General features: G+C 72.4%; 16 protein-coding genes. 8 read left to right on the top strand and 8 right to left on the bottom strand.

Annotated elements, in window-relative coordinates:
- Window positions 1-19: 19 nt before the first annotated feature.
- The 6 genes from DEI82_RS06345 to DEI82_RS06320 all read right to left on the bottom strand — a co-directional run bounded on the left by DEI82_RS06345 (window position 20) and on the right by DEI82_RS06320 (window position 3,098).
- Window positions 20-646, bottom strand: coding sequence for a hypothetical protein (locus tag DEI82_RS06345; protein ID WP_111036157.1), 627 nt, complete (start codon window positions 644-646; stop codon window positions 20-22).
- Window positions 643-1,221 (bottom strand): DUF6286 domain-containing protein, encoded by a 579-nt coding sequence (locus DEI82_RS06340; RefSeq protein ID WP_111013050.1) that lies wholly within the window; start codon window positions 1,219-1,221, stop codon window positions 643-645. Before DEI82_RS06340 ends, DEI82_RS06345 begins: the two co-directional genes overlap by 4 nt.
- A complete protein-coding gene (locus DEI82_RS06335; RefSeq protein WP_111036156.1) occupies window positions 1,218-1,607 on the bottom strand; it encodes a hypothetical protein in 390 nt (129 codons plus the stop codon). The genes DEI82_RS06340 and DEI82_RS06335 overlap by 4 nt, the downstream gene beginning before the upstream one ends.
- Window positions 1,604-1,795, bottom strand: coding sequence for a hypothetical protein (locus DEI82_RS06330; protein ID WP_111010714.1), 192 nt, complete (start codon window positions 1,793-1,795; stop codon window positions 1,604-1,606). Before DEI82_RS06330 ends, DEI82_RS06335 begins: the two co-directional genes overlap by 4 nt.
- A gap of 2 nt (window positions 1,796-1,797) precedes the next feature.
- On the bottom strand, window positions 1,798-2,238 hold the full coding sequence (locus DEI82_RS06325; protein ID WP_111036155.1) for an Asp23/Gls24 family envelope stress response protein: 441 nt from the start codon (window positions 2,236-2,238) through the stop codon (window positions 1,798-1,800).
- Between the two features lie 155 nt (window positions 2,239-2,393).
- Window positions 2,394-3,098 (bottom strand): phosphonatase-like hydrolase, encoded by a 705-nt coding sequence (locus DEI82_RS06320; protein WP_258371987.1) that lies wholly within the window; start codon window positions 3,096-3,098, stop codon window positions 2,394-2,396.
- Window positions 3,099-3,240: 142 nt separating this feature from the next.
- On the opposite strand from DEI82_RS06320, the gene DEI82_RS06315 reads away from it, so the two are divergent.
- From DEI82_RS06315 to DEI82_RS06285, 7 genes are all read left to right on the top strand, one after another.
- The gene (locus tag DEI82_RS06315; RefSeq protein WP_258371986.1) at window positions 3,241-4,425 is read left to right on the top strand and encodes a TIGR03364 family FAD-dependent oxidoreductase; all 1,185 of its coding nucleotides are present in this window, start codon (window positions 3,241-3,243) and stop codon (window positions 4,423-4,425) included.
- A gap of 172 nt (window positions 4,426-4,597) precedes the next feature.
- On the top strand, window positions 4,598-5,758 hold the full coding sequence (locus tag DEI82_RS06310) for an ABC transporter substrate-binding protein (RefSeq protein WP_111036152.1): 1,161 nt from the start codon (window positions 4,598-4,600) through the stop codon (window positions 5,756-5,758).
- A 3-nt stretch (window positions 5,759-5,761) separates the two neighbouring features.
- Window positions 5,762-6,712 carry an ABC transporter permease subunit gene (locus tag DEI82_RS06305; RefSeq protein WP_111036151.1) on the top strand — a complete coding sequence of 317 codons (951 nt, stop codon included), beginning with the start codon at window positions 5,762-5,764 and terminating at the stop codon, window positions 6,710-6,712.
- Window positions 6,709-7,656 (top strand): ABC transporter permease, encoded by a 948-nt coding sequence (locus DEI82_RS06300; protein ID WP_111010717.1) that lies wholly within the window; start codon window positions 6,709-6,711, stop codon window positions 7,654-7,656. The genes DEI82_RS06305 and DEI82_RS06300 overlap by 4 nt, the downstream gene beginning before the upstream one ends.
- Window positions 7,653-8,726: an ABC transporter ATP-binding protein gene (locus tag DEI82_RS06295; RefSeq protein ID WP_111036150.1), complete on the top strand. Its 1,074-nt coding sequence runs from the start codon at window positions 7,653-7,655 to the stop codon at window positions 8,724-8,726. The genes DEI82_RS06300 and DEI82_RS06295 overlap by 4 nt, the downstream gene beginning before the upstream one ends.
- Window positions 8,727-8,980: 254 nt before the next feature.
- Window positions 8,981-9,277: a HigA family addiction module antitoxin gene (locus DEI82_RS06290; RefSeq protein WP_111036149.1), complete on the top strand. Its 297-nt coding sequence runs from the start codon at window positions 8,981-8,983 to the stop codon at window positions 9,275-9,277.
- A gap of 119 nt (window positions 9,278-9,396) precedes the next feature.
- Complete coding sequence (locus DEI82_RS06285; RefSeq protein ID WP_181435122.1) at window positions 9,397-10,800, top strand: MFS transporter; 1,404 nt, start codon at window positions 9,397-9,399, stop codon at window positions 10,798-10,800.
- Window positions 10,801-10,803: 3 nt separating this feature from the next.
- Here the strand turns inward: DEI82_RS06285 and DEI82_RS06280 are convergent, their stop codons facing one another.
- Together DEI82_RS06280 and DEI82_RS06275 are read right to left on the bottom strand one after the other, a co-directional pair.
- The gene (locus DEI82_RS06280; protein ID WP_111036147.1) at window positions 10,804-11,283 is read right to left on the bottom strand and encodes an NUDIX domain-containing protein; all 480 of its coding nucleotides are present in this window, start codon (window positions 11,281-11,283) and stop codon (window positions 10,804-10,806) included.
- A gap of 142 nt (window positions 11,284-11,425) precedes the next feature.
- Window positions 11,426-12,967, bottom strand: coding sequence for a hypothetical protein (locus DEI82_RS06275; protein ID WP_111036146.1), 1,542 nt, complete (start codon window positions 12,965-12,967; stop codon window positions 11,426-11,428).
- A 224-nt stretch (window positions 12,968-13,191) separates the two neighbouring features.
- Here DEI82_RS06275 and nagB point away from each other — a divergent pair, with 224 nt between their 5' ends.
- Complete coding sequence (gene nagB / locus DEI82_RS06270; protein ID WP_111013060.1) at window positions 13,192-13,992, top strand: glucosamine-6-phosphate deaminase; 801 nt, start codon at window positions 13,192-13,194, stop codon at window positions 13,990-13,992.
- Window positions 13,993-14,006: the final 14 nt, after the last annotated feature.

Raw genomic sequence — 14,006 nt, 5'->3', positions numbered from 1 at the left:
GGGGGCCTCGTTCCTCGGGTCAGTCGACCCGTGTGGTCGCGGCGGCCATGCGTGCGCGGAAGCCGCCGGTGAGTTCGATGAGCGCGGGGACCTCGTGGCCGACCGCGCGGTCGAGCCGACGGAGTGCCGACTCGATGACGGCCTGCGCGTCGGTCGGGGCGACCCCGCGCCGGCACGTCGCCGCGATCCGCAGCACCGGAGTGCGTCGGACCCGGTACGTGGTGACGCTACTCGTGACGAGTTCCGGGCGTCCGGACAGCGCGTCGCCGAGCAGGTCGCGAGCGACCGCGGTGTCGATGACGATCCGGTCGCCCTCCTGCCCGGATGCCACCGCCTCGCCGCGGGTCTCGAGCAGCACCGACGTGTGGCCGCCGCCCTGACGGACGATGAACACGACGAGCAGCGCGACGACCACTGCGAGGGCGACGAGCACCGCGATCCCGATCCAGTCGGCGCGGGTCCCGGGGATCGTCGTCGCGGCGAACGCCTGGTCCAGGCCCCGCCGGACCCCGGGTGCGTCACCGCTCCAGGCGTGCGTGACGGCCGGGACCGCGCCGAGCAGGACCCCGACGAGCCCGAGCGCGACGAGCACGATGCCGACGACGAGGAGGAACAGCCGGTTGGCCGCGCGGTTCGTGGCGTTCATGCGCCCACCTTCCCGGTGCGTTCGATGGTGGTGCGCGACCGGAGGGGCGGACGCGCGTCGGAGCGGGCGATCTCGTCGTCGACGGCGGTGACCACGGCCTCCCGGTCGACCGGCAGACCGCTCGTGGGCGTGAGTCGGACCTCGGCGGTCCGGCGCCCGACGGTGACGAGGGTCGCGTCGGGGTCGACGCCCGCGGCGTCGGCGGCGCGGCGCGCGAGCGCCGAGGCGATCACGCGGTCGTCGACGACCACGACGGTGCGGTCGGAGTGGAGCGTGCGTCGCGGACGCCGGGAGGCCCGGAGTGCGACGACGACGAGAAGGACCCCGATGAGGGCCACCACCACGCCGCCGACGATGAGCCAGGCGGCGGCCACCGTGCTCGCGGCGACGAGGGCGGCGCCCATGTCACCCGGGGCGGCGAGCAGCGGCCGCATCCCGAGCATCGCCAGGACGACCTCCGTGCCGGCGTACGCGCAGGCCAGGATGACCAGCACGGCGGTGACGACGGCGGGGACGGCCTTGGACGAGTGCGTCTCGCGGCGGGCGACCCGTCGGAGCAGGTGGTCGGTGCTCATCGGACCCGCCGTTCTGTGCGGATGACCGCGCCGGTCAGATGGAGCGTGACCTGCGCGAGGTGCCGGCCGGTCAGCGCGGGGACACGGTCGCGCAGCGTGCGCTGCGCGGCGGAGCAGCGCTCGACGAGGCTCGGGGCGTCGTCGTCGGCGTCGAGCCCGCGGACGCCGATCGGCGTCCGCAGGATCGCGGCGAGGGCACCCTCTCGGTCCTCGAGGTCCACGTGGACGTGGTCGGCGTCCACGTCGAGCTCCTCCGCCGTCAGCGCGGCGACGACCCGGGACAGGGCGCGCGCGGTGACCCGGGTCCGCCCCGGCGTGTCGGTGCGGTCGGGTCGGACCCCGGTCGAGGTCCGACCCGCCGCGGCCGTGGCGGTGGCGGTCGTCACGAGGACGACCGCTTCCCGCGGACGGCGTCGCTCAGGGCACGGACGTCGAGCTTGCCCTCGGTGATCCGCCCGACGACGGCACCGATGGCCATCGCGGCCGCGACACCGATGAAGGGCCAGAACCCGGCCCAGATCCACACGATCGCCAGTGTCGCCGCGACGAGGATGCCGAAACGCGTTGCGGTCATCGTCACGCCTGCTGCTCGTCGTCGGCCGTCGGGATGTGCACGTCGGTGACCTTGACGTTCACCTCGGTGACCTGGAGCCCGACGTAGTCCTCGATGGCCCCGGCCACGGCGGTACGGACACCGTCGGCGACGGCCTGCAGGTCGGTCGGGTACTCCGCGACGATGACGACGTCGGCCGCGACCTGGGTCTCGCCGACCTGGACGCTGATGCCCTGGCTGAGGTCGGTGTTGTTCGCCAGGCCGCGGATCGCGCCGATGGCACGGGCCGCTCCGCCGCCGAGCGCGAAGACGCCCGGGACCTCACGGGCCGCGATGCCGGCGATCTTCGCGACGACCGCGTTGTCGATGTCGGTCTTGCCGCCGACCGCGCCGGTGCCCGTCGAGCTCAATGTGGTCGCCGTCGCGGCCGTGGCGGGTGTGGTGGCGCTCGCAGTGGTGGCCATGGTGTTCCTCCCTGTCGTGGGTCCGGACGGACCCGCACTCCGTGGTGCTGCAGGGGAGTCGTGTCGACCGGGCCGATCGTCACGTCCGGAGGGCTGGGAGATCGCTCACGGATCGGGGGACGTCGTGGGTCCGGACCACTGCGGGACCGGGGTGTTCAGGCCACGCCGACCCGGGCCTCCCGGCCGGCGAGCAGCGCGGGCACGTCCGCGACGCCGTCGAGCACGTGGTCGTGGGGTTCGGCCTCGAGCTCCGCGCGGGACAGGGCGCCGGTGCACACGCCGACGGCGACCACGCCCGCGTTCCGCGCAGCGCGGACGTCGACGACGGTGTCGCCGGCGGCCAGGACCTGGCGCACGTCCTCCACGCCGAGCAGCTCCATGGCGTGGTGGATCATGTACGGCGCAGGGCGGCCGGCCCGGACGTCGGACGTCGTCACGACCGCGTCGACGGTGTGTGCCGGGCCCCGGCCGACGGTCCAGCCGAGCGAGGCGAGGAGCGACCCCACGACGGGTTCGTCGAACCCCGTGGTGAGCGCGACCCGGACGCCCCGCGCCCGGAGGTCCGCCAGCGCGGCCTCGACGCCGGCCATCGGGACGGGCGGGTCGGCGCGGTACAGGTCGTCGAGGGTCGCGCGGAAGGCGCGGAAGGTCGCGGACACGATCGACGGCGTCGGCTGCACGCCCCCGAGCTCGAGGAGGGCCGTGATCGCCTCCTCCTTGTCGGTGCCCATCCACCGTTGCAGGTCCGCGTCCGCGACGGGAGCGCCCGCCTCCTCCACGGCGGATCGCAGGGCTCGGTACACCGCGCCCCGGTCGTCGATCGTCGTCCCGGCCATGTCGAACACCACTGCGCTGATCACGGGCAGAGCGTAGGGGAGCGCTGCGGCGCGGCGACGTCGCGCGCGTGAACGGCAGCCGAACGCGCCAGGGCCGGGATGAACCGTCGGTGAACGCCGCCGCGGACGGTCCTGCGATGTGGGCGCTCGCGGACAGGATCGGGCCGTGGACACGACGACGCCCGACCTGCACGACACCGCCTCCACCGCCTCGGGCGGCCGGCCCGACCGGTACGACGTGGTGGTCGTCGGGGCCGGGGTCATCGGCCTCGCGCACGCCGCCGAGGCCGTCGACCGGGGGCTCCGGGTGCTCGTCGTGGAGCGCGACCACCGGGCCACCGGCGCCTCGGTCCGCAACTTCGGGCACGCGTGCGTGACGGCGCAGTCGGGCGACATGCTCGAGCTGGCGCTCGCCGCCCGTGAGCGGTGGCTCCGGCACGCCCACGACGGCCGCTTCCCCGCGGTCGCATCCGGCGCGGTGGCCGTCGCGCGGAGCCGGGCCGAACTCGCGGTCCTGGAGGAGCTGGCCGCGTCGCGCGAGTCGGGTCAGGTCCGGCTCCTCGCCGCTCCGGAGACCGTCGACCGGATCGGTGGGGTCGGCGACCCGACGATCGTCGGCGGGGCGTTCCTCCGTGACGACGTCCGCGTCGACCCGCGCGCTGCCGTCGCGGGGCTCGCCGCACTGCTCGCGTCGTGCGGTGTCACGTTCCGGTGGGGCACCGCCTACCTCGGATGGGAGGACGGCCTCGTCCGCACCTCGCGCGGCACGGTCCGGGCGGACCGCACGATCGTCTGCGTGGGGCACGACGTCGACCAGCTGTACCCGGACCTCGCCGAGCAGCACGGGATCCGTCGCTGCGGCCTGCAGATGGCACTCGTGGAACCGCCCACCGGGCTGTCGATCACCCCGGCCGTGCTCACCGGCACGAGCATGCTCCGCTACCCCGCGTTCGCCGAGACCGCCGCGGCGACCGTGCTCCGGCAGGAGATCACCCGCGATCGACCGGACCTCGTCGCCATGGACGCGAACGTCATGCTGACGCAGCGGCCGGACGGCAGCCTGGTCGTCGGGGACAGTCACCGGTACGACGTCACGCTCGACCCGTTCCTCGACGAGGGCGTCAGCGCGACCCTGCTCCAGGACGTCGCGACGCTGCTCGGGGTCGGAGGGTTCCGGGTGCGGCAGCGCTGGATGGGCGTCTACGCGCACGCGCCCGAGCCGTACCTCGTCGCCCACCCCGCGCCCGGGCTCACGGTCGTCAGCGTGACGAGTGGCGTGGGCATGACGATCTCGCACGGGCTCGCGGCCCGCACGTGGGCCGGCCTGGAGGCGCTTCCCGCGCCCGTCTGACGGCCGCGGTCCCCGACACGCACGCGCTGTTCCCCATCCGTTCACGGACGGGGCACGAGTGCGTCACCGCCCCGGGTCACGATGACGTTCGTCCAGCGGCCGGTACCCCACGTTCCGACTCCCACACCCGTCCCACAGTGAACGGCCGGTCGCCCCCAGGAAGGGAACACCCGTGCTCTCCAAGCGCTCATCCGCCGGCATCGCGCTGGCCGCCGCGGCACTCGCCGCCCTGACCGGTTGCTCCACCACGAGCAGCGCCGCGACCACCGACTCGTCCGGATCCGCCTCGGCCTCCGGTGACTGGTCGACGGCGACGTCCGCGTCGTCGAACGGTGGCATGGACGCCCTCGTCACGGCGGCCGACAAGGAGGGACAGCTCAACGTCATCACGCTGCCGCCCTCGTGGGCCAACTACGGCAAGATCATCGCCGGGTTCGAGAAGAAGTACCCGGGCATCACGATCAACTCCGCGAACCCGAACGGCTCGAGCGCCGACGAGGTCGCCGCGGCGAAGTCGCAGAAGGGCCAGTCCACCGCCCCCGACGTCTTCGACATCGGCACCGCGGTCCTCAGCCAGAACCTCGACCTCGTCGCGCCGTACAAGGTCGCGAACTGGGCGGACATCCCCACCGCGGACAAGGCCGCCGACGGCGGGTGGTACTACGACTACACCGGCCTCATGTCGATCGGGTACGACTCGTCCGTCATCAAGACCGCCCCGAAGAGCATGAAGTCGCTGCTCGGCTCCGCCTACAAGGGCAAGGTCGCGATCAAGGGCGACCCGACGCAGGCGAACGAGGCCGCCAGCGCCGTCTACCTCGCCGCGCTCGAGAACGGCGGCTCGGCGAAGGACATCCAGCCGGGCATCGACTACTTCGGCAAGCTCAAGGCCGCGGGCAACATGCTCAACGTCCTGCCGACGCAGGCCACCGTCAACTCGGGTGAGACCCCGGTGGTCGTGCAGTGGTCGTACAACAACCTCGCATGGGGCGCCGCAGGCGGATCCGCCGGCAACCCGAACTGGAAGACGGTGATCCCGAAGGGCACCGCGCTCGGCAGCTACTACAACCAGGCGATCAACGTCGACGCGCCGCACCCGGCAGCCGCGCGCCTCTGGGAGGAGTACATCTACAGCCCGAAGGTGCAGAACCTGTACCTGGCATCCGGCGCGTACCCCGCCACGCTCGCCGCGATGGAGAAGAACGGCACGGTCGACAAGGCCGTCCTGGCGAAGGTCGGCGACGCACCGAAGAGCCTCGTCCAGCTGTCGAGCACGGAGGCGGCGACCGCGGCCACCCTGCTGACCAGCACGTGGTCCTCGACGGTCCGCTGACCCATGGCCACCGCTGACGCGACCACGACCGCCACGCCGCCCCGTGCGGTGCAGGCGCACGGGGCCGCGCGGGGGCTGACCACCGCAGGCCGCGGCGCCGGGGGAGGACCCCGGCGCCGCGGCGTCGCGTGGCTCGGTCTCACCCCGTTCGCGCTCTACGTGCTCCTCTTCCTCGCCGTTCCCGCGGTCATCGCGGTCGCCAGCGGGTTCTCCACCGCCGCGGGCGTCCCCACGCTCGCGAACCTCCGGGCGTTCACCGATCCGTCGGTCCTGCAGGCCTTCGCCGGTTCGGCCGGGCTGTCCGCAGCGTCGGCGGTACTCGGCACGGCCATCGGCGCCGTTGTGTGCTGGGCGCTGACGACGCTCCGCCCCGACGGGCTCGTCCGGTCCATGGTCGACGCCGCGTCGAGCGTCCTGGCCCAGTTCGGCGGGGTCATGCTGGCCTTCGCGTTCATCGCCACGATCGGCGTCCAGGGCATCGTGACCGTCTGGCTCCGCGGCATCGGGATCGACATCAACGCGAACGGCCCGTTCCTCTACACGGTGGCTGGACTCGTCGTCCCGTACCTCTACTTCCAGGTGCCGCTCATGGTCTTGACGTTCATGCCGGCGCTCGAGGGCCTCGGCGTGCAGTGGGGCGAGGCGGCGGCGACGCTCGGGGCCTCCCGGTCCGTGTACTGGCGCCGGATCGCGATCCCCGTGCTCGCACCCGCGTTCTGGGGCAGCCTGCTGCTCCTGTTCGCCAACGCGTTCTCGTCGTACGCCACGGCCGAGGCGCTCATCGCCCAGGGCGGCATCGTGCCGCTGACGATCCGCCAGGAACTCACGAGCGAGACCATCGTCGGCGTGCAGAACGTCGCCGGGGTGCTGGCGCTCGGCATGGTCGTGGTCATGGTCGCCGTGATGGCGGGGTACTCCGCGCTCGAGCGTCGCGCCTCGCGGTGGCAGCGATGAGCTCGGCACGCGGGTACGGCCCCGCACCCTCGAAGACGGTCGGTACCGTCGTCCTGGTCGTCGTCGGGCTCGTGTTCGCGGTGCCGATCGTCGCGCTGGCGCAGTTCACCCTCCGGCAGGGTGCGGGGGCCGGGCTGACACTGTCGCACTACACGGCGCTCGCGGATCCGGTCAACCGGGCCACGTACCAGCCCCTGTTCGACGGCCTCGTGAACTCGCTCGTCATCGCGGCGATCACCGTCGGCATCGTCCTGTTCGTGCTCCTGCCCGCCCAGATCGTCACGACACTCCGGTACCCCCGGCTTCGGCGCGCGCTCGAGTTCGTGTGCATCCTGCCGATCACCGTGCCGACCGTCGTGCTTGTCGTCGGGTTCGTCCCCGTGTACCAGGTGATCGCGCAGGTCCTCGGGTCGGGTGCGTGGACGCTCGCCTTCGCGATCGGGGTGATCAGCCTGCCGTTCGCGTTCCGGCCCATCGCCACCGCACTCACCACGGTCGACGTCGTCGTGCTCGCCGAGGCCGCTCGATCACTCGGGGCAGGCTGGGCGACGGTCGTCATGCGGGTGCTCCTGCCGAACCTGCGCCGCGGCATCCTCGCCGCGTGCTTCCTCACCGTCACGGTCGTGCTCGGCGAGTACACGCTCGCGTCGTTCCTGTCGCGGACGACCTTCCAGACGGCGCTCGTGCTCATCCAGCAGACGGACCCGTTCGTCGCGGCGATCTTCTCGCTCGCCGCGCTCGTGTTCGGGTTCGTCCTGCTCGTCGTGATCGGCCGCGTCGGGTCGGCCCGACCTGGCGCGCGCCGCATCCGTCGTGGAGCAGGCGGCGCGTCCGGTGCCGGGAGCACGGGCACCGGGTCCAGTGGCCCGGCCGACGCCGCCCTGCGCTCGCACGTCCTCGACGGTGTCGCCGTCGCCGCCCCCACCTCCCAGGAGCCCGCATGAGCCGCACCGCCCAGCCCACCGCCACGACGGCGAACCGCAGTGGGGCCACCGTCGAGCTCGACGGTGTCGTGAAGTCCTACGGCGCCCACACCGCGCTCACCGGGTTCTCGCTCCGACTCGAGCCGGGGGAGTTCGTCTCGCTGCTCGGACCGTCGGGGTGCGGCAAGACCACCGCACTCCGGGCACTCGCGGGTCTCGAGGTGATCGACGCCGGCGCCATCCGCATCGACGGCCAGGACGTCGCGGCCGTGCCGGTGGAGCGACGGGACATCGGGATGGTGTTCCAGCAGTACTCGCTGTTCCCGCACATGACCGTCCGGCAGAACGTCGCCTTCGGGCTCGAGATGCGGAAGGTCCCCGCGGACGACCGGCGCCGCCGTGTGGTCGAGGCCCTCGACATGGTGCACCTCGCGGACCTCACCGACCGCTATCCGCACCAGCTCAGCGGCGGGCAGCAACAGCGCGTCGCGCTCGCCCGAGCGCTCGTCACGCGGCCCCGGGTGCTCCTGCTCGACGAGCCGTTGTCAGCGCTCGACGCCAAGGTGCGGGTGACGCTCCGCGACGAGATCCGTCGCATCCAGACCGAACTCGGCATCACGACGCTGTTCGTCACCCACGACCAAGAGGAGGCGCTCGCCGTCTCGGACCGGATCGCCGTGATGCACGGGGGCGGGATCGAACAGATCGGGACGCCGGAGCAGCTGTACATGCGGCCCGCGACGGCGTTCACTGCGGACTTCGTGGGTCAGTCGAACCGGCTCCGCGGGGACCTCCGCGGAGGCGACGTGTTCACGTACGGGTTCTCGCTGCCGAGCATCGACCGCACCCTCGACGACGGGCCCGTGACCGCCTACGTCCGCCCCGAGGACGTCGTGCTCGCCCCGGACGGCGGCCTGTCCGGCGCCGTTCTCACGTCGAGCTTCCTCGGCTCGGTCCGCCGCACGACCCTCCGACTCGATGACGGCACGGCGCTCGTCGTCCAGCACGACGTCGCGCAGCGGCCGGTTCCCGGCGACGAGGTCCACGTCCGCCTGCTCGGGACGCCGGTCGCGGTGGCGCCGCTCGGTTGAACTGCGCCCGGGAGGCGCGGTGTCATCGGGTGCGGCGCCTCCCGTCCGCTGTGCTGCGGGCCATCGACGCCGTACCGCCGGAGCGCCCTGTGTCGGCGAGAGAGTCCGCGATCACGTGCTCCTGTTGGACGTCATCGACCGCGAGGGGCAGTGTTCGATCCGCGTCAACGATCAGTACCGGATCTGTTTCGTCTGGACGGCCGCAGGACCCTCCGATGTCCACATCGCCGACTACCACGAGCGAAGGAACACTGATGTCGAAAGCACATGACCCGATCACACCCGGGGAGATCCTGCGGACCGAGTTCCTCGAGCCACTCGGCATCACGGCGTACCGACTCGCGCAGGCGACCGGGCTCCCGCAGACGCGGCTGAGCGAGGTCATCCGGGGGAAGCGCCGTATCACCACCGACACTGCGCTCCGGCTGTCGCAGCCGTTCGGGCTGTCCGAGCGATTCTGGCTCAACATCCAGAACGACTACGACATCGAAGTCGAGCACGACGAGCACGACGACGAACTCGCCCGGGTCGAACGGCTCATCCCGGCGTGACGTCGGAGGTCGTACCGCTCGTGGAGATCATGCCGAGCTGGAGGACCGGGCGATCCGCGGTGGGTGAGGACCTTCCGTAGCTGACGATCCAGATAGTTCGCAAAGCTAAACTAGCGACGGTGACCTCCTCCGCTGCCGCGCCCACCCTCAGCGCCCGGCGGCGGACCCTGGCCCTCGTCTCGATCCTCCTGTCGACGCTCACCGGCACCATCGACACCTCGATCGTCAACGTCGCCCTGCCGAAGCTCGCGACCGATCTCCACGTGGCGCCGTCCGAGACCGTGTGGGTCGCGACCGCGTTCCTCCTGGCCGTCGCCTGCTCGGTCCCGGCCACGAGTGCGCTCGGCGACCAGATCGGTCGCCGCCGGTTGTACCTGATCGGCGTCCCCGTGTTCACGTTGGCGTCCCTGGGCTGCGCGCTCGCGCCGACGCTCGCGGTCCTCGTCGCGTTCCGCGTCGTCCAGGGCATCGGGTCCGCGGTGGTCCTCGCCGTGGCGATCCCGCTGATCCGGCGCCTGTTCCCGCCGGAGCGCCTCGGGCAGACGCTCGGGCTCAACGCGATGACGGTCGCCATCGGGACGTCGGCCGGACCGACGCTCGGAGGGTTGATCCTCGCCGCACTCCCGTGGCCGTGGCTCTTCCTCATCAACGTGCCGATCGGTGTCGCGTCGTTCGTGCTCGCGCTCGTCGTCCTGCCGAAGGGCGTGCCCGAGCGGGGCGACTACGACTGGCCCGGTGCCGTCTGGGCCGCGGGAGCGATCGCCGCGCTGCTCGTCGGCGTCCGACAGCTCGCCGCGGTCACGACCCTCTGGCACGCGCTGGTGCTCCTCGTCGTGTGTGCCGTGTGCGCGGTGCTGTTCGTGCGTCGTGAGCGGATGGCCGCCCGGCCGCTCATCCCGCTCGGCTTGTTCACCGGCCCGTTCAGTCTCACGGTCGGCACCGCGTGGGCGTCGTTCCTGGGGCAGGGCATCGCGTTCGTCGCCCTGCCGTTCCTGTTCCAGACCGCGTACGGGGCGAGCCCGCTCGAGTCGGCGCTCCTGTTCACGCCGTGGCCGCTCGTGATCGTCGTCGTGGCACCGCTGTCCGGGCGGATCGCCGACCGGGTCCGTCCGGCGGTGTTGGCCCTCACGGGCCTCGTCGTCCTGACGATCGGCCTCGTCATGCTCGCGCTGCTCGGGTCCGCGCCGCCGATCTGGCTCGTGCTCCTGTCCACCGCCGTGTGCGGCCTCGGGTACGGCACGTTCCAGAGCCCGAACAACCGGGACATGATGGCCGCCGCTCCCCTTCGCTACGCCGCGAGCGCATCGGCCGTCCTCAACACGAACCGAACCGTCGGACAGTCCGCCGGGTCGGCCGTCGTCAGCATCGCACTCGTGGTCAGTGGTGCCGCAGCCGGGTCGATGGCAGCGCAGTCGTCCGCCGCCAGCGCCGTGCTGTGGGTCGCCGTGGTGGCGGCGGCCGCTGCGACGATCCTGTCCGCCGTCAAGCTCCGGGTGACCGCGGCCGTGTCGCTCGGACGCTGAGACTCAGGTCCGGAACACCGCGGCGGGATCGTCGCGCAGCGCGGCTGCCACCCGACTCCGCATGTCGTCCGACATGGCCGGGAGGTCCGACACTGGCGCCCAGGCAGCTTCCGTGTTCTCGCCGTCCGCCGGGAACGGCACGCCCGACACCCACCGGAACCGGAACACGATGTCGATGTACTGCGCGCGATCGCCGTTCGGGTAGGTCATCGGAGCGAGGGTCTGCACCATCGCCAGTCGCTCCGGCACGGCGACGACGTCGGCTTCCTCCAGGACCTCGCGCGCGGCGGCGACCGCGGGTTCCTCGCCGGGGTCGATGATCCCGGTCACCGGTGTCCAGGCTCCGGTGTCGGCACGGCGGACGACGAGGACCTGCTGCTCGTCGCCGTCGCCCCGCAGCACGACGGCGGTCACGCCCGTGAGCCAGAGCAGGTCGGTCCCGACCTTCTCGCGGAGCGCCAGGACGAACTCGGGAGTGGGCATGCCCCCACCGTAACGACCAGGGTGGCAGCGGGCGGGCGTCCCGGACGGCCTGTGGACGACGAAGGGCCCGCCGTCCGATGCGGACGACGGGCCCCGCGTCGTGCCTCCCGTCTCGCGGCGGACCGCGGGACGGGAGGACCGACTAGCGTTGCGTGCGCCGGCGAGCGATCCGGAGACCGGTCACGCCGAGGCCGGCCATGAGCAGACCGAGGGCCCACGGCAGGGCCCGGGTCGTCTCGGAGCCCGTGAACGCGAGCTCACCCGTGGCGGTCGTGGCCGTGGGGGTGATCGCCGCGACGGTCGCCGCGTTCGGGACGACCTCGACGGGGAACGCCGTGCTGAACGCGTCGGCCGAGACGGTGAGGTGGTGGGTCGAGGCGTGCGGGAACGTGACGTCAGTGCCACCGAGGTCGTCGTCCGCCTTGACCACGTCGGAGGCGTAGTCCGACGTGACGGTCGGCTCGACGAAGGTGCCGTCTGCCTCGTCGACCTCGTTGCCGTACTGGTCGACGAGGCCACCCGCGACGACGAGGGTGCCGCCCTGGTGGATCGTCGGCGTACCGCCGTCGGTGATCGTGCCGACCGCCCAGGTGCTGCCGTCCGGGTCCTGCTCCACGACCGTGTCGACCTCGGTCGAGATGTGGCCGTCCGGGTCGATGATCCACGAGGTCGTGGTGTCGTCGTCGATCTTCCCCTTGTCGGTCGTGTAGACCTCGACGCCGTACGCTGCGGCGGCCTCGACGTTGACCTCGACGTACTCGGTCGACGCACCGCTGCCGTTGTCCGCCACGACGGTGAAGTCGTAGGTGGTGGCGAACTCCGGCGTGCCGCTGAGCGTGCCGTCCGCTGACAGGGTGGTGTGGTCGGGAAGCTGCGTGTCCGGGGTGTAGGTCGGGTCGTCAGCGGCGGCGTCGGCGTCGTCCTGGTAGAACCAACCGACGCTGTAGGTCGGGTTGGGGTCGCCAGCGGCGCTGAAGACGTGGGACAGGCTCTGGCCTGCGACGACGGACAGCTCGAGCGGGTCGCTCTGCGAGGTGTGCTCGGAGAACTCGGCGGGGTCGGTGACCGCCGCTGAGGTCACGGTCGCGCTGTCCCCGTCGGTGTCCTCTGCCGTGACGGTGATCGTCGTGCCGTTCTCGGCCGCCGACGGCACGAAGGAGGCCGAGGTCCCGGTCTGGAGCGTCGTGCCCGCAGTGTTCTTCCACGTGAACGTGGGGGTGCCGCTGAAGCCGGTCACGGTCGCGGTCAGGGGCTTCCCCACCGTGGGGGCCGTGGTGCTCAGCGTCACCGTCGGGGCGGCGACCGGGGTCGGCACGGCCGGGCTCGCGGTGCTGCTCGGGTCCGTCGCGCGCGGTGCGCTCGGCGTGGCCGCGGGGTGGTGGCTCGGGGTGCTCGAGGGAGCCGGAGCGGCCGTCCCCGCCGTCGCGGTCGGGGCGTTGGTCGGCGTGGCCGAGGCCGTCGGCGACGCGGAGCTGCTCGGCGACAGCTGGTCCGTGCCCGGCGTGCCCGGCGTGCTCGGCGTGGCCGGAGCGGTCGCGGCAGCGGTCGCGGTCGTCGTGTCGGTGAGCGTGTCGGCCGAGGCCGCCTGGACGCCGAAGACGCCGAGGCCGGTGGTGAGCCCCACGAGGGCGATGGTGGTGCCGACGGCGCAGGCGCGTCGGGTGCCGGAGGTGCTGCGGTGCACGGGTGTTCCCCCAGTTTTCGGTCCGCTGATGCGGACATGTGAATCGACCGAGAATGTCGGGCGTGCTCGGAGCGTAGCGGTATGGGGCCGCTGGCGGAACATCCGTCCAGCCATGCACCCGTTCTGGGGTCAGGACCCGCCGCGGGCAGCGCTGCTCGGTCGCGGGCGACGCTCCCCGATGGACCGCGTCATGGGAGGATCAGGCCGCATAGGCTGGGCCCGTCATGGAGATCATCATCCTGCCCACAGCGGTCGAGGTCGGCCGGATGGCCGCTGCGAAGATCGCGTCCGTCGTGTCCCGCAAGCCGTCCGCCGTGATCGGGTTGGCCACCGGGTCGAGTCCGCAGGACATCTACGCCGACCTCGCCCGGCGGGTGCAGGGCGGGGAGATCTCGTTCGCGCAGGCCCGCGGGTTCGCGCTCGACGAGTACGTCGGGATCCCGCTGGAGCATCCGGAGAGCTACGCCAGTGTCATCGCCCGCGACGTCGTCGGCCCGCTCGGGTTCGACCCCGCGCGGGTCCGGGTCCCCGATGGTCGTGCGGCGGACCTGGAGTTCGCGGCGAAGGAGTACGACGCCGCGATCCGCGCGGCCGGGGGCATCGACGTGCAGATCCTGGGGATCGGCGCGAACGGGCACATCGGGTTCAACGAGCCGACGTCCTCGTTCGCGTCCCGCACGCGCATCAAGACGCTCGCGCCGGCGACGCGCGCGGCCAACGCGCGGTTCTTCGACTCGGTGGAGGAGGTGCCGATGCACTGCATGACGCAGGGGTTGGGCACGATCCTCGAGGCGCGGGAGCTGGTGCTCGTGGCGCAGGGCGAGGGCAAGGCCGCCGCCGTCGCCGGCGCGGTCGAGGGTCCGGTCAGTTCGTTCGTGCCGGGGAGCGCCCTGCAGTTGCACGAACACGCGACGGTCATCGTCGACGAGGCCGCCGCCGCACAGCTGCAGCTCGCCGACTACTACCGCCACGTGTTCGCGAACAAGCCGGCGTGGCAGCGCTTCGACGAGACGCCAACACGCTGATCCGCAGCGGTCCG

Origin of the sequence: Curtobacterium sp. MCBD17_019, assembly GCF_003234555.1 — a bacterium.
Taxonomy (GTDB): domain Bacteria; phylum Actinomycetota; class Actinomycetes; order Actinomycetales; family Microbacteriaceae; genus Curtobacterium.
Note: the sequence above shows the minus strand (reverse complement) of the source record. Positions and strands in the feature narration are given on the sequence as shown.